The following is a 22,104-nucleotide window of genomic DNA, read 5'->3' on the forward strand; positions in this document are numbered from 1 at the left end:
CTATTTTAATTCCAACGTTGTTCTTCTTCTTCACGCATTAATTTTTCAATTTTACGTTGTTCCCAACTGTTTCCTAATACTCCATCATTAACGTAGACTTTGTACGCATGGAACGCTAATCCCATTCCCCAACCTAGCATTGGGAACCAAAACCATTGTATGGTGTATGGCGTGTAGCGATACCAAATGAAAAATAAAAATGGGATAACTAAACAGTAGGAAATTAAACTATAATAAAATTCTTTCATTGATTCTACACGTTTACGTGCTCTTACATATCTGTCGTCAAATTGTGATTTTGGTTCTATTGATCTCATGATTGATACTTGTTTTGTAAGCATTGGTATTGCGACTGCAAAACTGTTTGCTTGTTGATTGATTGATACTGTTTTATTTGATAATAATTGATAGCGTTGCTTGATGTTTTCTAATCCAACTCCACTACTCTTTTTTACGATTTGTTTAGGCTGAAGGTTGTTCTCTACAATGAGCATTCCATCACTTTCATAAATTTTAATATGCAATGGCTTACTACTTGTCACCATATTATGCTTTACTGCATTCTCAAGTAATAATTGTAATGATAATGGTACTACTTTACTTTCAGGATTTGTTGCTTGCTCCGGAATTTCAAATATAATACTGTCTTCAAAACGCATTTTTAAAAGTGACATATAGGTTTTAGCAAACCTCAACTCTTCGTCTACAGTAATTAGATCTTTATTTTTTTGTTCTAAAACATAACGATACACTTTAGATAAAGAGGTTGTGAACTTTTGCGCATTTTTAGGGTTCTCTTCAATTAAACTAGTTAAAACATTTAAACTATTAAATAAAAAATGTGGATCCAACTGATTTTTTAAAGCGTCAAACTTTGCGCTTGCAGTTCCTGCAATAACCTTTTGCTCTTTTATTTTATTTTTTTGATACCTGTTATAGAAAAATACAACATGAAATATGGAAACGATTGTTAATGTAATCCATAACCCGAAACTATAGCCTCTGTTCCAAGTTTCAGTTTGTATAAATTTTTCAAACGTAACATCATATAAAACCATTGATGTAAACAGTCTTAAAAAGAACAAACCAATTAAGGTAATTATTGTAGAACCTAATATTCCTATTATAATACGTTTAATAGTATCACCTTTTTTCCAACTACGACGCTCCATGTAATCAAAGTAAGCCATGTTTGAAAGTCCAAGAACAAATGAATACAGTTGGTAAAACCCAAAATCAATTAAAAAATCATTAACTGTTTTATAGTCAAAACCTCCAGAAATCAGATTTCCGATGAGCCAAACAACAGACCCGATAATTAAGGTTAAAATGATATTTTTAGATAATTTTGACATATTGTATTATTCTTTACACGATTTAGCAACCTGTTCTGCACGCTCTATTCCCCAATTTGGATGTAAATTGCTTTCTGGTTTAAAGGTAGCAAAAAGTTCAATTGATTTTTCTATCTCAGCACAATACGGTTTGGTATCTTGACCAAAGTACCTAGCGCTTCCCATTGCCCAATCTGCCTTATTAAATGCTACTCTTGGGTTTTCTGGCGCTAGCTTATAGGCTTTATTATAGAGTTCTGTTATTTTTCCTGCATATTTCATTCCGTAGACTGCTCCATCATAAGCAACCCAATTGGTTAGAACTTGTGCTTGCATTACAAGAATTTCTGGATTATCATTACTAATTGCTAATGCACTATTTATGTGCTCTTGTGCTTTATCTAATTGTGCTTTTAAAACTTTTTCGTCTTTCTCATTCCAACTTTTTAAACTATTAATTTGAGCGATGTAATAATGAGGAAGCCATTCGTTAGTTTCTGCATTAGATATGCGTTCAAACATATTTTCTGCTTCGTCGGTTTTATTGTCTTGCCAAAGCGCAAAAGCCTTTTGCATTCCTTTTTCATAATTGGTTTGTGCAGATGTAAAACCTGAAACCAAAATAATTGCGATGAGTATTAATTTTTGCATAATGTTATAGTGTTATAGTGTTATAGTTTGTGTTATTGATTTATCTTTTACTTCAAATTTTGCGTCTTCCCACTTTGGTGGTCCCATAAAGCCTCTCGCATTATTAGAGCATCCATAATCTTCTTTAGGGATACCTAGAAAATTACTATCCATTTTATTGTTGTCATTTTCATCATGAAACATGGAAATTGCATAAACGCCTTTCGGGATGTCATTAAATGTAACTTCACAACTGTTACCAGTGATTATAGTCGTGGTCGATTTTATACCTGTGTTTAAAAAAGAACCTTCAGAGTCATATACTGCAACATACACTTTTCCTTTGTTACTCTCAAGATTATTAATTTTAACCGTAATATCCTGTCCAGTTGTTGTTTGTGCATTTAGTAATTGACTAAATAAAAAGAAGATGAAAATTTTGACTACTGTGCTCATGATGTTTTGTTTTATACTGAAATTGTTTCAGCTTGATTGATGTGACAAATATCTAACAGAAGTCTAGATTTTAAAAAAGAGAATAACTGAATTGTAATTTCTTCATGACGAATTGTAAAATACATAAAGAATTAAGTAACTTATAACAATAAATAGCTACTAACCAGAGTATAATCAATTATCTATTCTAACAAAAACCAATACAATGAAAAAATTAGCTTTACTCACTTTAGGTTTTCTGATCACCTTCTCAATTAATGCACAAGACAAACGACTTAAAAATATCGAAAAAGAATTAAATAAAATCCTTGAAACCACGAATACAGCAGGTTTTGCTGTAGCAGTTGTAGATGGAGACAACATCATTTACGCTAAAGGATTTGGGTTTAGAGATTATGAAAACAAAGTCCCTGTTGACGCTAATACACTTTTTGCTATTGGATCTTCTACAAAGGCATTTACTTCTTCTATTCTAGGATTGTTAAGAGCTGATGACAAATTATCTTTTGATGACCATCCAAAAAAGTACATTCCAGAATTAGAATTCTATAATGATGATATGAATAACAATATCATTATAAAAGATTTAATGAGACATAGTACTGGATTACCTCGTCATGATGGATCATGGTATTATTTCCCTACTCATGATAAAGACAGTCTTTTAATGCGTTTAAAACATCAAGAACCATTTACCGGAATTAGACAACAATGGTATTATAATAACTTTGGTTTTTTAACACAAGGTGTTATTGCAGAACGCATTACTGGTAAAAGCTGGGAAGACAACTTAAAAGAGCACTTCTTTACACCTTTAGAAATGACTAGAACAAATGCTACAATTGCCGAAATGAAATCTGCAAGTAATGCATCTTTTGGTTATGAAGTGAAAGATGATGTCATCAAAAAAATGGACTATTATGATATTGCTGGAATGTCTCCTGCAGGAAGCATAAACAGTAGTGTTAATGATATGTCTAAATGGTTAATAACATGGATTAATAATGGAAAATATAAAGGTGAAGAAATTATTCCTGACAGCTATATTAATGAAGCCATGAGTTCACAAATGGTTGTTGGTGCTAATATTCCTGATGATAAGTTTCCAGATATACATTTTGCGAATTATGGTTATGGCTGGTTTTTACAATCATACAAAGGTCATTATCGTGTTGAGCATGGCGGAAACATTGATGGTTTCTCAGCTAATGTAGCATTCTTCCCAAGTGACAACATTGGTATTGTAGTATTAGCAAATCAAAATGGTTCATCTGTACCAACGTTAGTTAGAAATACAATTGCAGATAGAATGATTGGTGAAGAACGTACAGATTGGATTGGACGTTATGAAGAAAACAAAGAAAAAGGTAAAAAATCCCAGGAAGAAGTTGAGGAAAACTCTGAAACTTCTTTTGTAAAAAACACCAAACCATCACATATCAATTTAGATTATACTGGTTCTTATTCTAATGAAGGTTACGGTAAATTTGAGATTTTCGTAGAAAACGATTCATTGTTTTCTAAACTCAATGACGATAAAACGTATTTTCACCATTATCATTATGATGTATATGAAATAATTGATGTTTCTGAAGGTAAAGTAGATACCACTCAATATGGAAAATCTGTAAAAGCAACTTTCATCACAAATGAAGCTGGAGATATTTCTGGAGCAACAATAAAGATAGAACCTGCTGTAGATGCAATTATGTTTAAGCGTACACCAAATACTATTGATGTAGACCCAAAAACATTAGAAAAATACACTGGATCATATGATATCTCTGGAACTGAAATAAAAGTGTATATCAAAAAAGATGTACTTTATTTATTTGTAAAAGGGCAACCAGAATATGAGCAAATCGCAACTTCTAAACATAAGTTTTCGTTTAAGACTTTAGAAGGTTTTAAAGTTGAATTTTTAGAATCTGAAGACGGTACAATTGGCGAAATAAAAATGACTCAGCCTAATGGAACATTTGTAGCAAAACGGAAATAAAAAAGACTTAGTAAATTATAAGAAGCACTCTAAATGGAGTGCTTTTTTTTAATCTTCTACTTCAGCCAACACTTTATTGGTTGCCCATTGTACAGCAGCATCTATAGAATTAAAGCGTTTAATCTTTTTATTAATAATAAATAGATATAAAACACGTTGTACCTAAAATCAAAAGAATGAAAAAACATCTAATATATATATTATCATTTGTTACATTTATTTCTCTTATTTATGTTGGTTTAAATCTCTTCGGAAAATTTATATATAACACACAATCGTGCGAACAATTTAACATTGATAATATCGAATTAAGAACAGGTGTTAATATTCCTGAAGTTACTACTACAGATTGCAAATGTGAAGACAATAAAAAGGTGTCAAAATTTATAATTGATACTGATAATGTTGATCTAGATGATTATGTCACTAAAAACGAATTTACACGTGTCGATGACTTATATATCAAAGAAAATGATAACAAAAACTCAACATACAAAGTAGTTTTAGATAAAAAAACTGCTGAGCTAACTGTAAATTTGATTTATAAGGATAACTAGAATCTTATTTTTATTATATAAAAAAGCACCAATAAAATTGGTGCTTTTTCCTTTATCTTATGAGATCCCGAAATGAGTTTGGGATAAGAGATGCTTTTAGTTTTGATTCTCAAAATTTATTCTTTGAGATCCCGAAACGAGTTCGGGATAAGCGATTCACTCAAGTTTTGCAAAAAGCAAAACTTGGTTCTCTGCTTACTTTACATCCATTAATTCCACATCAAATACTAATGTAGCATCTGGTGGAATAACGCCTCCTGCACCTGCAGAACCGTAACCTAAGTCACTTGGAATTACCAAACGTGCTTTATCACCAACGTTTAATAAACAAATTCCTTCATCCCAACCTGCAATTACTTGACCAACTCCAACTTGAAAATCTAATGGTGCATTTCTTTTGTAAGATGAATCAAATACAGTTCCATCTGCTAATTGACCTTTGTAATGTACAGAAACCATATTTCCTTTTTCAGCAGATTTACCTGCTCCTTTTTGGATGATTTGGTAACGTAAACCACTTTCAGTTTCATCAAAACCTGAAGCTAATTTATCTAATTCTGCTCTTGCAGCTTCACGCTCTGCAGCTACTCTTTTTTCTCTAGATCCTTCAAAAGTTCTGAATGCTTCTACTGCATTAAATTTTTCAGCATCTGCTCCTACTCTAACTATTTCTATCGTATTGATGGCATCGTCTTGAGTGATAGCGTCAACGACATCTTGTCCTTCTACGACATTTCCGAAGACAGTGTGCTTATTATCTAACCAAGGTGTTTCAATATGTGTTATAAAAAACTGACTTCCATTAGAACCAGGTCCTGAATTTGCCATAGATAAAACTCCTGGTCCATCATGTCTTAAGTCATGATGAAATTCGTCATCAAACTTATAACCTGGATCTCCAGTTCCTGTACCCTGAGGACAACCTCCTTGTATCATAAAATCTGGAATAACTCTGTGAAATTTCAATCCGTCATAATAAGGAGTCCCTTGAGGCTTCACTTTATTTTCTAAATTCCCTTCAGCTAAAGCTACGAAATTACCTACTGTTCCTGGTGTTTTCTGAAATTCTAAAGCGATTAAAATTTCGCCTTTTGTTGTATTAAATTTTGCGTATAAACCGTCTTGCATTGTCATGATTTTTAATGAAATGCAAAGATAAGAAACTAAGTTAAAAGTTATAAGCAATGCGTTATAAGTTTTTAACGTGAATTTTATTAGTTTTGAAAAAAATAAATTGATCTATGGGAATTTTTGGTGGCTTTGGAAAGAAACAAAAAAAAGAAGAAGCAGTTGATGATAATTATATAGAAACTATCTTAACACACAGTAAAGACGAACCTCTTGGTGTCTCTAAACAAAGTGTGATTTATGCTGGTTATAATGAACTAGGAGGCTATTATTATTTTCAAACCTACATTATTGGTGCATTTAAATTAAAAACAAAAACTGGTGCAAAACTATTAATTGAAGGTAATAATTACACTTTAGATTTGAAATCTGATATGGACGAAATAGAATCTGATCAAATTGATGATTTTATTAAGGGATATGTAACCAGAATTGATTTTGAAATTGAAAAAGAAGCCGTAGAAAGCATTAAACGTTCTACAATAAAACAATTAGTACTTACAGTAAAGAAACAAAAAGTTGTATTTGATTCTCAACAAAAAGTGTAAATATCATAAACTTACAACCAAGACTTCTTAATTTACATTAACAGTTAATTAGCCACCTCACTAATAAACTTTATGCGATATAAACGTAATTCTTCATCATCATAATCACCATCAAACTCTTCTATAGCATCATCAATTTTATCAGTTTCAGACTCCATAAAATAGTCATGAATTTCTTCTTGTTGATCTTCATCTAGAATATCATCAATCCAATAGTTGATATTCAGTTTAGTACCAGAAAAAACAATAGCTTCCATTTCTTTTATAAAATCTGCCATAGTCATCCCTTTACTAGAAGAAATATCTGTAAGTGGTAATTTTCTATCTACATTTTGAATAATATATAATTTTATAGCAGAATTTGAGCCTGTACTTTTAACAACAAAGTCATCTGGTCTTTCAATTTCATTATCTTCAACATACTGAGAAATTAATTCAACAAAGTCTTTACCGTATTTTTTTGCTTTTCCGTCTCCAACACCATGAACATTTCCTAATTCTTCTATAGTAATTGGATATTTAAGAGCCATATCTTCTAATGAAGGATCTTGAAAAATAACAAAAGGTGGTACACCTAAAGATTTAGCATTTCGCTTTCTTAAATCTTTTAGCATTTTCATTAATACTTCATCTGCTACTCCTCCAGCTCCTTTTGCTGCTGCTACAATACCATCATCTGTACCTTCATCAAAGACATGATCTTCTGCCATCATGAAAGATTTAGGTGATTTCAAATACTCATGACCTGCTTCAGGAATTCTTAAAACACCATATGTTTCAATATCTTTTTTGAGGAAACCAGCTACTAATATTTGGCGTATTAATGCCATCCAATAGCGTTTATTTTGATGTTTCCCTATTCCGAAGAAAGGTAAAGCATCTGTTTTATGAGAAGAAATAAGTGCATTCGTTTCACCATATAAAACCTGTACTAAATCTTTTGATTTATACTTTTCATTAGTTTTTTTGACGGTATCTAACACAATGACAACATCACTTTTTGCTTCATTTTGCTTTTTAGGATAACGCACATTATCATCCATATCTCCACCTTCTCCAGTTGCGTTATCAAATTCTTCTCCAAAATAATGAAGTATAAATTTACGTCTAGACACAGATGTTTCTGCAAAAGCAACAACCTCTTGAAGTAAAGCGTGACCAATTTCTTGTTCTGCAACAGGTTTCCCAGACATGAATTTTTCTAATTTTTCAATATCTTTATAAGCGTAATATGCTAAACAATGTCCTTCGCCTCCATCACGACCAGCTCGTCCTGTTTCTTGATAATAACTTTCTATACTTTTTGGAATATCATGATGAATCACAAATCTAACATCTGGCTTATCAATTCCCATCCCAAAAGCAATGGTTGCGACAACAACGTCACAATCTTCCATCAAAAACATATCTTGATGTTTGACTCTTGTTTTAGGATCTAATCCTGCATGATAAGGAACTGCTTTAATACCATTAACCTGTAATACTTGTGATAATTCTTCAACACGTTTTCTACTCAAACAGTAAACAATACCAGATTTCCCTTCGTTCTTTTTAACGAAACGAATAATATCTGCATCTACATTTTTGGTTTTTGGGCGAATTTCATAATATAAATTTGGTCTATTAAAAGAAGCTTTAAAAGTTGTAGCATCTTGTATATCAAGACTCTTTAAAATATCTTCTTGAACTTTTGGTGTTGCTGTAGCAGTTAGTCCTATAATAGGAATATTGTCTCCAATACGCTTTATTATATGTCTTAGATTTCTATACTCTGGTCTAAAATCGTGTCCCCATTCACTGATACAGTGTGCTTCATCCACAGCCATAAATGAAATAGTAACAGAACGTAAAAACTCTACGTGCTCTTCTTTAGTAAGAGATTCTGGAGCTACATATAACAATTTAGTCACTCCGTTAACGATATCTTCTTTAACCTGTTTGACTTCTGTTTTATTAAGAGACGAATTCAAAACATGGGCAACGCCTTCATGATCTGAAATACCTCTAATAGCATCTACTTGATTCTTCATTAGTGCAATTAGTGGTGACACTATAATTGCAGTACCTTCTGTTATTAATGCTGGTAGTTGATAACACAGTGATTTTCCTCCACCTGTTGGCATAATAACAAATACATCCTCACGTGCAACAACGCTTTTAATGACGCTTTCTTGAAGTCCTTTAAACTTAGAAAAACCAAAGTGTTGTTTGAGTGCAGAATGTATATCAATTTTTGTTGTACTCATTAATCCCTATTAGTATTTTTGATACATTTGCATAAACCTAAAGATAACAATTTCTTTAAACCCATCAAACTGAAAAAAAATTAATTTTGAACAGTATTCAATCTATCCTTAAAACCGCAAGAAAGACTATCAATTTAGAGCGTGATGCTATAGCCAATTTAAGTGATCTATTAACAGATGATTTTGCTAAAGCAGTCACTTTAATTTACAACTCTAAAGGACGTGTTATCATTACTGGTATAGGAAAAAGCGCCATCATCGCTAACAAAATTGTAGCCACTTTAAATTCTACAGGAACACCTTCTGTGTTTATGCATGCAGCAGATGCTATTCATGGTGATTTAGGATTAATTTTAGAAGATGATGTCGTGATTTGTATTTCTAAAAGCGGAAATACGCCTGAAATTAAAGTATTAGTCCCTTTTATTAAAAATGCTAAAAACACGTTGATTGCCATAACTGGTAATGACAAATCGTTTTTGGCACAACAAGCAGACTTTATTCTGAATGCTTACGTTGAGCAAGAAGCTTGTCCTAATAATTTAGCACCTACCACAAGTACAACCGTACAATTAGTTATGGGTGATGCTTTAGCTGTTTGTTTATTAGAGCTTCGTGGATTTTCTACCAAAGATTTTGCAAAATATCATCCTGGAGGCGCTTTAGGTAAACGTTTGTATTTACGTGTTAGTGATTTATCATCTGTGAATCAAAAACCAAAAGTAGAGCTCAATACAACAGCTAAAGATGTGATTGTAGAAATTTCAGAAAAAATGCTTGGTGTAACAGCTGTTGTAGATAATAACAAAATTGCAGGTATTATTACTGATGGAGATTTAAGACGAATGCTTACTAAAAATGACGCATTTATTCATTTAACTGCAAAAGATATAATGAGTAATAATCCTAAACGAATTGATGAAGATGCCATGGCTATTGATGCTATGGAACTCATGGAGAAATATGGTATTTCTCAATTATTGGTTGAAAAAAATGGTGATTATGCAGGTGTTATTCATATTCATGATTTAATAAAAGAAGGTATTATATAATGACAAAAACAAATACCGATGAGATGTCTTTTCTTGATCATCTCGAAGACTTAAGATGGCATTTAATTAGAATTACTGCATCTATATTTATATGTGCGACTGTCGCATTTATATTTAGTAAATGGATTTTTAAATACATTGTTTTTGCACCTAAGCAAATGGATTTCCCTACCTATAAATGGCTTTGTAAGGTATCTGAACTTATTGGCATTAACGACACCACTTTTTGTGCTGCAGAATTTCCTTTTAAAATTCAAAGTTTAGAGATGTCTGCTCAATTTTCAGCAGATATTTGGACTTCTATTTATGCTGGTTTTATTATCGCATTTCCATATATCATTTACCAATTTTGGAGTTTTATAAGTCCAGGACTACATTCTAATGAACGTAAGCATTCGCGAGGTTTTATTATTGTAACATCTCTACTTTTCTTTACTGGTGTTCTTTTTGGATATTATATAGTAACACCATTATCTATAAACTTTTTAGCAAATTATAGTATTAGTCCTGATATTGAGAATCAATTTCAAATTAGCTCATACATTGCATTGATAAGATCTTCATCTTTGGCTTCTGGTTTTGTATTTGAATTACCTATTATCATCTATTTTCTAACTAAAATAGGATTAGTAACGCCTCAACTTATGCGAAAATATCGAAAATTCGCATTAGTAATTGTATTAATTCTATCTGCAATAATTACACCTCCAGATTTAGCTAGTCAGGTTATTGTTGCAATTCCTATATTAATTTTATACCAAATTAGTATTTATATATCTAAAGTTGTAGTGAAAAATCAATCTAAAAAAGAAAAGAAAACCCATGTCTGATATAGTTAATGAATTTAATGCCTATCGTTCTAAAATGAATGATGCTATTTTAGCAGATAATAATAAAGTTATCAAACGCATATTTAATTTAGATACTAATGCGTTTACTGAAGGCGCTTTAGATAAAAAAACTAAAGAACTTCTTGGATTAGTTGCATCTACAGTCTTGCGTTGTGATGATTGTGTCAAGTATCATTTAGAGTCTAGCCATAAAGCTGGATTAAATAAAGAGGAAGTTGTTGAAGCCTTAAGTATTGCTACTTTAGTTGGTGGTACGATTGTGATTCCTCATTTACGTAAAGCTTATGAATATTGGGATGCATTAGAAGGTAAATAATAATTTTATGCAAAAGTTTGAGCATTTTATTATTACCCGTTTCAATTTAAAACTAAAAGAATGGGTCATAACAAAACAAGGTGAAGATGTTACTTCAATAGCATGGTTAAAACACCGCTTTAATTTGTTTGAAACGTATTGCTACCCATCAATCATACAACAATCAAACCTCAATTTTAAATGGCTTGTTTGTTTTGATATTGAAACACCTGAAATCTATAAACAAAAAATTCAAAATTTACGAGAATCATTTGCAAATTTTGTTCCTATATATATTGACAGTAGTACAAATGCCAACGAAATTATACTTAAAACAATCCAATCTTATTGTACTAATCACACAACCCATATAATTACATCCAGATTGGATAATGATGACAGTTTACATCAAGAATTTGTCGAGACTGTACAACAAAATTTTACTCCTAAAGCTTCTTTTATCATAGATATCATAAATGGATATCAATTAAATTTGAAGAGTCACAACACACCTGCTATTAGAAAAATTGAAGCAGCATTTAATCCGTTTGTGAGCCTTATTGAAGAAAAGAATAATTGTGTAACAGTTTTGAGTAGAATACATTTAGATTGGAACACTAATCCTCACAAAACGATTATAGATCACCCCTTATGGTTACAAGTAATCCATGAGAAAAATATTAGCAATTCTGAGAAACTTCATTTTAAAGAAATAAATACGATTCAATTTTCTGACTTCGGAATTACAAAATATTTTAAGCTTAAATCTAACGTTAATATTGCCTTAAGTAATATGATTACTAATTTTAAACGATTATTTTTGAAATTGAAAATTATTAAAAGCTAGGATGAAAACACTCAGAGCCGAAAATTTAATGAAGTCCTATAACGGACGAAAAGTAGTAAAAGACGTTTCTCTAGAAGTTAAACAAGGAGAAATTGTTGGATTATTGGGACCAAATGGTGCTGGTAAAACAACGTCTTTTTACATGATTGTTGGACTCATCAAACCTAATGGTGGAAATATTTTTCTAGAAGGTAACAATATCACCAATTACCCAATGTACAAACGTGCTCAAAATGGGATTGGATATTTAGCTCAAGAAGCTTCGGTATTTAGAAAATTGAGTATAGAAGATAATATTTTGAGCGTGCTTCAAATGACAAAATTGAGCAAGAAGGAGCAACAAGCTAAGATGGAATCTTTAATTGACGAGTTTAGTTTAGAGCACATAAGAAAAAGTAGAGGTGATTTATTGTCTGGTGGAGAACGTCGTCGTACCGAAATTGCTCGTGCACTTGCAACAGATCCAGATTTTATATTATTAGATGAACCGTTTGCTGGTGTTGATCCAGTTGCTGTTGAGGATATTCAACGTATTATAGCTCAACTTACCAAAAAGAATATTGGTATTCTTATTACAGATCACAACGTACAAGAAACTTTAGCTATTACAGATAGAACCTATTTGATGTTTGAAGGTAGCATTCTTAAAGCTGGAAAGCCAGAAGAATTGGCTAGCGATGAAATGGTTCGTAAAGTGTATTTAGGACAGAACTTTGAGTTGCGTAAGAAGAAATTGAATTTTGAGGCAAGTCCAAAATCTAAAGAATAGAATTCGATTTAATTTGAGAAACTTTTTTATTATTTTTTCTTATACTTTTCTATCATATATTCCCATTCTTTTTTTTCTGAAGCTATTACTGAGTCTAATTTCTTTTAATTAAAAAAATTTAGATTTTTCAAACTTTCGAAAACTGCACCACTATAAGAATCACTGAAATAACATTCGATATTATTTTTTTTAAATTCTATGAATGTTATTTGGTTTGGAAAAGACGCATATGATGTTTTCTCAAATTTACTTACAAAACTATTAAACGAATATTTATCAATAAATATTGAATCATTTGATTTCCTGCCTTGATGAATAACTTTAGTTTTCCCATCTTTGAATGATAACATTACTAAAGAATTATTATCTATAACTTCTCCCTCACTTGAAAAATGAGCAATTAGAACTTTCTCAAATAAATTATTGTTGTATTTTTTAGAATATTTCTGAATTTCATTTTCAAAAAATTCTCTTTGTATCCATTCGGTTTTTTTTACACAAATACTGTCATCATAAACTAAATCTAGGTTGATATCTTTCAATTGAAAGCTTTCAACCTCTTTATCTTTACAAGAAAACGATAATAGGACAAATAGTAAAAAAAATAACCGACACATATCTTACCCTCTCCTACGTTCCAACAACACCATCATCATAAATCCTAAAATGATACGTTCGTCATCATCATTATCAATTGGTTTGAGCTTGGAGAGTTTAAATTTTCTTCCGAAGAAAGAAGGTTCCTTTTTTAATTGACAAATAGCTTGACCATTTAAATCGGTTACTGTATAACTTGGATTGAATAGATATCCTGTAAATCCGCCAAGAATAGGAATATTTCCCAACATATTATCCATCACTTTAACCCAAGCATTATCTTCTCTTATATGATATTGTAGATTTTGATGTTGATCAATTAATTCGTAATGTGCTTTCCAAATGGAAGCCCAACCTTTTCTTGCAATCTTACCAATCTCTTTACCTTGAGCATTTTTAAAACTGTATGCTGCCGAAAAATCTATCCATTGATCTGCTTTTATAGTATGAGTTAAATTGGTTTTATTAGTATTATCATAAATACTTATGGCTTCTTTTAGCTTAAACATTTTTTGTCTCACGTAAGCAATAGTTTTACCTGAGGCATCTTTTGCTGTAAAATCGTTTGATAATGTCGTCACATTAAATGTGAAGCTTATTGGGAAGTTTAAGTCTTTCATGAGTTTAGCCTAAGCCTTTTTATCTTTATTTTTTAAAATTGTACTTTCTTGTTCTGCAATCAACTTCTTTTGGTAACGACCTTGAACAATATCTGTAATAATAAGAACCACAATCACAAAATAGAATGTTGTTTTACTCATTGGGACAATCTCATTTCCGAAGATTTTAAGATGCGCTAAGTGACCACCTTCTGTCACTAACATGATACCAACAATAAACAAAATAAACAAACCAAGCACTTCATACATTCTGTTTTTTGCTAAGAATGTAGAAATTTTATCGGCTAATAATAACATCAATAATCCGCTTAATACAATTGCAATTGCCATAACGATAAATGCAGTTGTAGGATTCTCAATCTCGCTAGTTAAACCAATAGCTGCTAAAATTGAATCAAACGAAAACACCAAATTCATAATGACAATACTGGTAATAACTGCATTGGCTGTTTTTCTACTTTTACCATCACCATCAACCTCTTCATTTAAATCTACTTTACCTATCATATGCCAAATTTCTTTAATGGCTGTATAAATAATGAAAGCTCCACCCGCTAATACAATTAAACTATGACCATTAAATGCAAAATGTAATACATCTTCAATTTCTCCTGTTAACCATGAGAAGGGCTCTTGAAAATATCCAATAACACGTACCAAAATAAAGAGTAATACAATTCTTAATACTATGGCTATTAAAATCCCGACTTTACGAACGCGTTTTTGATCGTCTAAAGGTGCCTTTTTAGATTCTAATGAAATATAAAGGAGGTTATCAAATCCTAAAACAGCTTGTAAAAGCACAAGCATTAATAGTGTAAAAATGACTTCTAACATGGTTTTGGTTTATTTTTTAATTAAGGATAAAATAATGTAGAGTAAAATAATTAATGGTATTGCCATAAAGTGAAAAATGGCTAATAAAACTGCAGTCGCAATTATTAGTGCGTACCTAAACTTATTATTTACAAAACTATAGTCTTTAAATTTTAAAGCAAATAGTTTAATTTTTGAATTCAGTAAATAACAACTCATTAAAGTAAACGCAATTAAAAACCACTGATTTAGTATTAAATTAGTAGCAAAACTGCTATTCTGAAATTCTATAATAAGAGGTAATGATATGACTAATAAAGTATTTGCTGGAGTTGGCAACCCTTTAAAATACGTTTGCTGATCCTCATCAATATTGAATTTGGCTAAACGATAAGCTGATGCTAGTGTTACAAATAAACCAATAAGTGCTAATGGAGCAATATTTAATTCATTAAAACTGAAATTAGTATTCCATTCGTTTTGAGTAACAATCTCTGGAGCGTTAATACTCATTGAAATTAATTTAAACATCACGATTCCTGGCACTAAACCACTAGTTACCATATCTGCAAGAGAATCTAATTGAACTCCCAACGGACTTTGAACATTAAGTTTTCTAGCTAAAAGACCATCAAAAAAATCAAAGAAAATACCTAAAAACACGAATACTGCTGTAGCAACGAAGTTGTTATGAACTGCGAAGATGACTGCAATGCTTCCGCAAAATAAATTAAGCAAGGTTACAAAGTTAGGGATGTACTTATTTATAGACATACATTAAGATTTGCGTAAAAATAGCAAACTATTTTTGACAAACACAAAACAAAGACAATATCTACTGCTTTTTGAAGTTCTCTAGATAGAAAATATTGTGCATCTTTGTAAAAAATTTTTGCTGTTGAAAAAGTACCTATTCATTGTTACAACATTGATTACATTTTTATGCGTTGGTCAAACTAAATATTCTAATGAATTTTTGAATATTGGTGTTGATGCAGCTGCTCTAGGAATGAGTAATAGTGTTGCCTCTCATACTGCAGATGTAAATTCTGGTTATTGGAATCCTGCAGGACTTGTAAATCTTGAAGACAGTCAATTAGCACTTTTACATTCTAGCTATTTCGCAAACATTGCTAACTACAATTATATTGCATTTGCCAAACCTTTAGATGATAAAAGTGCAATAGCGTTATCACTTATTAGATTTGGAGTTGATGATATATTAGATACCACACAATTAATTGACGATCAAGGAAATATTAATTATGATAGAGTGAGTTTATTCTCTACTGCAGATTATGCTTTGACATTCTCATACGCTAGAAAACTACCTTTAGACGGCTTGAGCTATGGTGTTAACGCCAAAGTAGTAAGACGTATTATTGGTGATTTTGCTAATTCTTGGGGATTTGGTCTTGATGCAGGAATTCAATTTGAAAGTAAAAACGATTGGAAGTTTGGTATCATGGCTAGAGACATTACTACTACTTTTAATGCCTGGTCTTTTGATGAAGATAAATTGGCAGAGATTCAAAATGCTATTGAAGGTCAAAATCAAACTGTTCCAGAAAGCACAGAGCTTACCATCCCTAAATTACAAATTGGGATGTCTAAAAAATTCATCTTTCATTATGACTATTCATTACTAGCCTCTTTTGACATGAATGTTAGATTTGAGCAAAATAATGATGTGATATCATCCTCTTTTGCAAGTTTCAATCCTGCTTTAGGGTTTGAGTTTGGCTATACAGACTTAGTATTTTTAAGAGCTGGAGCTGGTAATTTTCAAAATGAATTGCAATTAGATAATTCTGAAAATTTAACTTTTCAACCTAGTTTAGGTCTTGGATTTAAATACAGAGGCATTCAAATAGATTATGCTTTCACAGATATTGGCGACCAAAGTGCAGCTTTATACTCCAATGTCTTTTCATTGAAACTCGATTTAAGTATCTTTAGATAGTGAATAAATTTTTACTCTCAATTTCTTCAGGAATAATATTAGCATTAGGATGGCCAACCTATGGTTTTCCAATATTATTATTTTTTGCATTTGTACCATTATTAATCGCAGAGCATCAACTGAGATTATCTGAAGAAAAACGTAAAGGCCTCAAAATTTTTGGTCTCTCCTATCTCACATTTCTCATCTGGAATGCGATTACCACAAGTTGGTTACGTTTTGCCGACCCTTTTGGTGCAGGTTTTGCTGTTTTTGTAAACTCAGCATTAATGGCACTCATCTTTTTAATCTATCATAAATATGCTAAACGACAATCACAAAACAGATCGTTATTATTTTTGGTTGTACTATGGATTAGTTTCGAAAAACTACATTTAGGTTGGGAGTTCTCTTGGCCTTGGCTTAATCTTGGTAATGGATTTTCAGAATATATAAGCTGGATTCAATGGTATGAATACACTGGCACTTTTGGAGGTACACTTTGGGTTTGGATCTTAAACGTACTTCTTTTTAAAGGTGTTCTATTCTATCAAAAAGAAAAATCAAAACTGGTTTTAAAATCTTTATTGCTGAAATGTGCTGGACTCATAATTGTGCCTATTATTGTTTCCTTGGGAATATATAGTACATATTCACATGAAGGAGAAACAGTTAATGTGATTGCGTTGCAACCTAATATTGATCCGTATTCGGAAAAATATAACATGACTAATTTGAAGTTTGCCGAGCTCTTTTTTGAATTATCCAACTCAAAAATCACAGATTCTACAGATTTTGTAATTGCTCCTGAAACTTTTTTAGCAGAAAGCACAAGACTTAAACAGTTCAATAATTCGTTATTAAAAAACAAATTTGACCGTTACGTTTTAGAACATCCTAATGTAAATCTGTTGACTGGGATTTCATTTTACGACATGTTCAATGACAAGAGCAAAATTAGAAAAGAAACTAATGTTTATAAATTCACGCCTAATACTTGGTATGACGATTATAATTCTGCATTACTAATTAATAGATCAGACTCAGTACAACAATATAATAAATCAAAATTGGTTGTTGGAGTTGAAAACTTTCCATACCAAGATATTTTAAAACCTATAATTGGAGATTTCATGATAGATCTTGGTGGTACCATTGCCATGAAAACTACGCAAGATTATAGAGGTGTTTTTACATCATCAAATTCCAAGTACAAAGCTGCTCCAATAATTTGCTATGAATCTGTATATGGTGAATTTGTAACAGGTTACGTAAGAAATGAAGCCAACTTTTTAGCTATCATAACCAATGATGCGTGGTGGAATGTAACACAAGGTCATAAGCAACATTTAAGTTATGCTAAGCTAAGAGCTGTTGAAACACGTCGTGATATTGTACGAAGTGCTAACACTGGTATTTCTGCAATTATAAATGCTAAAGGTGACATAACTAGTAGTCTTGCTTATGGAGAAAAAGGAGCATTATCTGGTCAACTCGTAACTAATGACAAAATTACATTCTATGTAATGGCAGGAGATTACATTGCTAGAATTAGCATTTTTATTCTAATTTTTGTTGGATTGATTGGATTCTTCCGAAGAAAAAAAGAGCAACTGTAAACTTAAAATCTCCTTACTGACCTCTATAATACAGAATTGTACTCAAAGTCTTGACAACAATATTAATATCTAAAAACACACTCCTATGTTTTATATAATATAAATCATACTGAAGTTTTGTTAAACTATCATCAACAGAAGAACCATAGCGTGTATTGACTTGAGCCCAACCTGTAAGTCCTGGCTTTACGATGTGCCTAGTTTCATAAAAAGGGATTATCCTTGAGAGTTCATTTACAAAAAACGGACGTTCTGGACGTGGACCTATAATACTCATATCTCCTCTAAGAACGTTTACAAACTGAGGGATTTCATCGAGACGTGATCTTCTGAGGAACATACCAAATTTAGTGATTCTCACATCATTTTTTTGAGCCCATTTTGCGCCTCCAACTTCAGCATTTACAATCATGCTTCGCAGTTTTACAATTTGGAATAGCTTTCCATTTTGACCTACGCGCTCTTGAAAATAAAACAGAGGACCTTTGTTTGCAATAAAATTTCCGAGGAAAATAAATGGTAAAATACAACATCCAAAAATTAGTCCTAATACTGAAAATATAATATCAAATGCACGTTGAAAAAACAAATACAATTTGTTTTGATTACTACGACTAAACGGAAAATATTTATAAAAGTCTTTACCAACAAATTGAATGGGTACACGATAGGTAATTTCTTCAAAAACTTGGGTATATTCTCTAATTATGAATCCTTGATCGAGTAATGAAATAAGATCGTGATAAATCTCTGTTGTTATGGTTTCAGAGTTATAACTGGCTACAAGTATTTCTGAAATTTTCTCATCTCTTATGACTTGAAGTAAGTTTTCAGGCTTAAATTCTTTTAAACCTTTAAATTTTATTGGCGATTCTACTTCAGTTTCAGAATTTATAAATCCTACAATTCTATAATTAGGATCAGACTGGTTTAAGGGTTTTATAATATTTTCAATATTAGAAATTTCTCCTACTAGAAGTACTTTTTTATAAAATCTTGGTGTGGATATAAAAGTAATATAAATCCATCTCCAAATAAATATTACGGCTATTATACATAAATAAAAATATATAATTTGAAGTCGTTGCTCAGGAAGAAATGGTGTTAATACAGGAGTTAAAAGATAAAATAACACTGTTGTAGATACTGTTAAAACAATATTTCTAAAGGTGACATCTAACTTACTTGATTTTTGAAGATCGTAAATTTCAAAAATTGTTCCGAATATGGTTATATAAATTGCCAATACTATGAGATACCCTAAATTATCTTTAGCAACTGTTAAATAATCATAGTTTATTGAAATTTGCAAAAGGTACAAACCAAGAATTATAACACATATATCTATGATACGAAGTAGTATTTTACGTTCTGAAATCTCAAAATGTATATCTTTTTTTCGGCTCATTCCTTTCCTTTGGGTCTTTTGTAAATATAATAAGTTAAGTTACATTTTAACAATTATTTCGTCATAAGACTTCAGACCAGAGTTTTTTGACCTTTTGCCAATCAAATTGTTCAACTTTTATCCTTGCATTTTTAATAATATCACGTCGTTTGATATCATTATTTAGTATTTCAATTATTGCTTTTGTCATTTGTTGCTCATCTTTTGGCTCTACTAAAATACCGTTATGACCATTTTCTATTAAAAATGGCATACCTCCTACATTTGTGGAAACAACTGGCAATCCTAAAGCCATTGCTTCAATGACACTAACCGGAGTATTATCAAAATTCGTGGTATTGATAAAAACATTATAGTTTTTTGATAAATCAATCCATTCTTGTTTAGTAAGCTTACCTGTTATCTTCACATCTACATTTAAACTAAATGCTAAACTCTTAACTTCTTTAAGGCTTCCATCACTATCTGGTCCAACCATACAGAGTTGTGCATTAGGATATGTTTCTTTTAATAATTTCAAAACTTTAATCGCTAACTGAGGATTATATATTTTTGAAAATGAACGCACCCATAAAAGTTTTGGACATGTAAAGTCTTTTTCTATATAATTGTAGTTTTCTATGTTTAGCGTATTAGGAATGAATCTAACATTATCATAACCATGATGATTGAATTCTTTTTTTAAATACAACGATGGTGCTACATTAAAAATAGCATTGCTAAAAATATATTCACTTTTTTTACGGTGCGATTTAAGACGTTTTGGCAAATTGCCTCCATGCAAAATAGGAATATATGGTATGTTATATAATCTGCAAATTTTACTAATTGTCCATGCGTAGTAAAAATTTTGAGTACTATAAGTATCTATTAAAACAATATCTACAATTTTAGAATACTTAAAACATGATTTAATCATATCTAATAATCTAAGAACTTTATTTGTTTTAGATGACGCATAATGAATGAAATAACCTTCATTTTCTAATAATGGTCCTAAAATTTGAATTCCTGATAAGTTAGACTTGCTGTTTTTTAAGTTGTTTCCTATGTATAGGATTTTTTTCATTAACGACATTTAAAAGCGCAAGTGCATATATAAAAGCTGGTGCAGCAATACGCATAGATGAATGATTGATTGTAGCGAACCAAAAAGCTAAAAAAGCAAAGAAGTAATAGTTTTTTCTATTTTTACTTCTTAAATCAAGGGGTTTAAAAAGTAAAATAATTAATATTATGACTCCAAAAACTCCATGTTCGGCTAAAGTTCTACTTATTTCGTTATGAGAAGTAACTCCCTGTCCTTCCTCTTCAATACGTCTATCTTTTGCTCGACTAGACCCAATACCCAAAAAAGGGTTAGTAATAAAGCCTTCAATTTCTTCAAGAAATAGATGTTTACGACCTGTAGTTACATCTTTTTTCTGAACTCCTCTTGCATTTTGATTAGCGTAACGCTTATCTGTAAGCCCACTACTTTGGCTAGAACTTACAAACCAGGCCATGACTAGAGCTGTACTAAAAAGAACAAAAACCCCTAAAACTTGATTTTTAGCCTTAGATTTTGCTTGTATATAGTAATAAAATAAAAAAATGAGAATACATATAACACCAACAATTACACCTCCTCTACTTAAGGTGACCACAGCTCGATAAGATACAAATGTCAACAACAACATATTTAAAACCCTTACAGCCATAGTTTTCGAATTTATAAATAAGCGAATCCCAAGAATAAACATACCAAGCCCTAAAACTGTTGCTACTTGGTTTGAACCAAAACCACCAGCTGCTTCACGATTAGATGCTGTATTAGTTAAAACATCTCGTAAATCTGGCGCATAGAAATACACATATGCAGTATGAGTTAGAATAGGAAGCAGCATAAATAATAAAATCTGAGACATTTGTCTATAGGTAACTTTCTTATCGTAGCAAAATAATGCTGCCAAACCTAAACATAATGGCCCACTTAAAACAAAAGCTATATTTGTTCTAAAATTAGCATCAAAACTCAATGTTGTTGAGGCTACAAAAATTGATGGAATTAATAGCATAAGATAAATAAAATAAGGATATCCCTTACCGGAAATCCCCTTATAGAACATACCCAATATTATAAATACAATTACGAGGTACTTACCTGCTTCATAAGAAATAGCACCTTTTGTAGTTCTAAGAAAAACTTCTGCTCCAACAAAATAGGCACATGCTTTTAGAATTTCAAAGGTTTTTTGTTTTTCACCAACTAAGATAATTCTATATAAAAAATACACTAATGCAGATGCAAAATAGATTTTTGCAAGACTTTCATTTAAATAAATTAAAAGCCCAATTGCAATATGAAAAACCACAGCAGTTACGTATGTAATATTGGTTTTCACTATTTA

General features: G+C 31.2%; 22 protein-coding genes. 10 read left to right on the top strand and 12 right to left on the bottom strand.

Translation table 11 applies throughout. From position 1 onward, the window contains the following. Positions 1 to 5: 5 nt before the first annotated feature. From WNY78_RS05520 to WNY78_RS05530, 3 genes are read right to left on the bottom strand one after another with little or no spacing between them, the layout of a single operon-like run. Entirely contained in the window at positions 6 to 1,355 is a 1,350-nt protein-coding gene (locus WNY78_RS05520; protein WP_342872192.1) for a histidine kinase, read from the bottom strand. A gap of 6 nt (positions 1,356 to 1,361) precedes the next feature. Next, positions 1,362 to 1,985 (bottom strand): hypothetical protein, encoded by a 624-nt coding sequence (locus WNY78_RS05525; protein ID WP_342872193.1) that lies wholly within the window; start codon positions 1,983 to 1,985, stop codon positions 1,362 to 1,364. Between the two features lie 12 nt (positions 1,986 to 1,997). Further along, positions 1,998 to 2,420, bottom strand: coding sequence for a DUF2141 domain-containing protein (locus WNY78_RS05530; RefSeq protein WP_342872194.1), 423 nt, complete (start codon positions 2,418 to 2,420; stop codon positions 1,998 to 2,000). Between the two features lie 205 nt (positions 2,421 to 2,625). Between WNY78_RS05530 and WNY78_RS05535 the strand changes: the two genes are divergently transcribed. Both WNY78_RS05535 and WNY78_RS05540 read left to right on the top strand, forming a co-directional pair. Beyond that, positions 2,626 to 4,419 (top strand): serine hydrolase, encoded by a 1,794-nt coding sequence (locus tag WNY78_RS05535; protein WP_342872195.1) that lies wholly within the window; start codon positions 2,626 to 2,628, stop codon positions 4,417 to 4,419. Positions 4,420 to 4,595: 176 nt separating this feature from the next. Continuing rightward, a complete protein-coding gene (locus WNY78_RS05540; RefSeq protein ID WP_342872196.1) occupies positions 4,596 to 4,976 on the top strand; it encodes a hypothetical protein in 381 nt (126 codons plus the stop codon). 195 nt (positions 4,977 to 5,171) lie between these two features. On the opposite strand, the gene WNY78_RS05545 is transcribed toward WNY78_RS05540, so the two are convergent. After that, a complete protein-coding gene (locus WNY78_RS05545) occupies positions 5,172 to 6,104 on the bottom strand; it encodes a peptidylprolyl isomerase (protein WP_342872329.1) in 933 nt (310 codons plus the stop codon). 113 nt (positions 6,105 to 6,217) lie between these two features. Between WNY78_RS05545 and WNY78_RS05550 the strand changes: the two genes are divergently transcribed. Beyond that, entirely contained in the window at positions 6,218 to 6,652 is a 435-nt protein-coding gene (locus WNY78_RS05550) for a hypothetical protein (RefSeq protein WP_342872197.1), read from the top strand. 44 nt (positions 6,653 to 6,696) lie between these two features. On the opposite strand, the gene WNY78_RS05555 is transcribed toward WNY78_RS05550, so the two are convergent. Further along, positions 6,697 to 8,898 carry a RecQ family ATP-dependent DNA helicase gene (locus WNY78_RS05555; protein ID WP_342872198.1) on the bottom strand — a complete coding sequence of 734 codons (2,202 nt, stop codon included), beginning with the start codon at positions 8,896 to 8,898 and terminating at the stop codon, positions 6,697 to 6,699. 86 nt (positions 8,899 to 8,984) lie between these two features. Here WNY78_RS05555 and WNY78_RS05560 point away from each other — a divergent pair, with 86 nt between their 5' ends. From WNY78_RS05560 to lptB, 5 genes are read left to right on the top strand one after another with little or no spacing between them, the layout of a single operon-like run. Further along, positions 8,985 to 9,950: a KpsF/GutQ family sugar-phosphate isomerase gene (locus tag WNY78_RS05560; protein WP_342872199.1), complete on the top strand. Its 966-nt coding sequence runs from the start codon at positions 8,985 to 8,987 to the stop codon at positions 9,948 to 9,950. Continuing rightward, a complete protein-coding gene (tatC, locus tag WNY78_RS05565; protein WP_342872200.1) occupies positions 9,950 to 10,780 on the top strand; it encodes a twin-arginine translocase subunit TatC in 831 nt (276 codons plus the stop codon). Before WNY78_RS05560 ends, tatC begins: the two co-directional genes overlap by 1 nt. Beyond that, positions 10,773 to 11,117, top strand: coding sequence for a carboxymuconolactone decarboxylase family protein (locus tag WNY78_RS05570; protein ID WP_342872201.1), 345 nt, complete (start codon positions 10,773 to 10,775; stop codon positions 11,115 to 11,117). Before tatC ends, WNY78_RS05570 begins: the two co-directional genes overlap by 8 nt. A gap of 7 nt (positions 11,118 to 11,124) precedes the next feature. Beyond that, positions 11,125 to 11,943: a glycosyltransferase gene (locus WNY78_RS05575; RefSeq protein ID WP_342872202.1), complete on the top strand. Its 819-nt coding sequence runs from the start codon at positions 11,125 to 11,127 to the stop codon at positions 11,941 to 11,943. A 1-nt stretch (position 11,944) separates the two neighbouring features. Next, positions 11,945 to 12,712, top strand: coding sequence for an LPS export ABC transporter ATP-binding protein (gene lptB / locus WNY78_RS05580; protein ID WP_342872203.1), 768 nt, complete (start codon positions 11,945 to 11,947; stop codon positions 12,710 to 12,712). 104 nt (positions 12,713 to 12,816) lie between these two features. Here lptB and WNY78_RS05585 read toward each other — a convergent pair whose 3' ends face one another. The 4 genes from WNY78_RS05585 to WNY78_RS05600 form a co-directional block, all read right to left on the bottom strand. Continuing rightward, entirely contained in the window at positions 12,817 to 13,254 is a 438-nt protein-coding gene (locus WNY78_RS05585) for a hypothetical protein (RefSeq protein WP_342872204.1), read from the bottom strand. Between the two features lie 78 nt (positions 13,255 to 13,332). After that, positions 13,333 to 13,929 carry a hypothetical protein gene (locus WNY78_RS05590; protein WP_342872205.1) on the bottom strand — a complete coding sequence of 199 codons (597 nt, stop codon included), beginning with the start codon at positions 13,927 to 13,929 and terminating at the stop codon, positions 13,333 to 13,335. Between the two features lie 9 nt (positions 13,930 to 13,938). Further along, positions 13,939 to 14,766, bottom strand: a complete 828-nt coding sequence (locus WNY78_RS05595; RefSeq protein WP_342872206.1) for a tellurium resistance protein TerC — start codon at positions 14,764 to 14,766, stop codon at positions 13,939 to 13,941. A gap of 9 nt (positions 14,767 to 14,775) precedes the next feature. Next, positions 14,776 to 15,519 carry a CDP-alcohol phosphatidyltransferase family protein gene (locus WNY78_RS05600; protein ID WP_342872207.1) on the bottom strand — a complete coding sequence of 248 codons (744 nt, stop codon included), beginning with the start codon at positions 15,517 to 15,519 and terminating at the stop codon, positions 14,776 to 14,778. A gap of 124 nt (positions 15,520 to 15,643) precedes the next feature. On the opposite strand from WNY78_RS05600, the gene WNY78_RS05605 reads away from it, so the two are divergent. Continuing rightward, a complete protein-coding gene (locus WNY78_RS05605) occupies positions 15,644 to 16,708 on the top strand; it encodes a PorV/PorQ family protein (protein WP_342872208.1) in 1,065 nt (354 codons plus the stop codon). Further along, positions 16,708 to 18,306: an apolipoprotein N-acyltransferase gene (gene lnt, locus WNY78_RS05610; RefSeq protein ID WP_342872209.1), complete on the top strand. Its 1,599-nt coding sequence runs from the start codon at positions 16,708 to 16,710 to the stop codon at positions 18,304 to 18,306. The genes WNY78_RS05605 and lnt overlap by 1 nt, the downstream gene beginning before the upstream one ends. Before the next feature lie 13 nt (positions 18,307 to 18,319). Here lnt and WNY78_RS05615 read toward each other — a convergent pair whose 3' ends face one another. The 3 genes from WNY78_RS05615 to WNY78_RS05625 form a co-directional block, all read right to left on the bottom strand. Continuing rightward, entirely contained in the window at positions 18,320 to 19,714 is a 1,395-nt protein-coding gene (locus tag WNY78_RS05615) for a sugar transferase (protein WP_342872210.1), read from the bottom strand. A gap of 61 nt (positions 19,715 to 19,775) precedes the next feature. Continuing rightward, a complete protein-coding gene (locus tag WNY78_RS05620) occupies positions 19,776 to 20,783 on the bottom strand; it encodes a glycosyltransferase family 4 protein (protein WP_342872211.1) in 1,008 nt (335 codons plus the stop codon). Beyond that, positions 20,734 to 22,098, bottom strand: a complete 1,365-nt coding sequence (locus WNY78_RS05625; protein ID WP_342872212.1) for an O-antigen ligase family protein — start codon at positions 22,096 to 22,098, stop codon at positions 20,734 to 20,736. The genes WNY78_RS05620 and WNY78_RS05625 overlap by 50 nt, the downstream gene beginning before the upstream one ends. Positions 22,099 to 22,104: the final 6 nt, after the last annotated feature.

Source organism: Psychroserpens sp. AS72 (genome assembly GCF_038900375.1).
In the GTDB taxonomy this organism is placed as follows: Bacteria; Bacteroidota; Bacteroidia; order Flavobacteriales; family Flavobacteriaceae; genus Psychroserpens.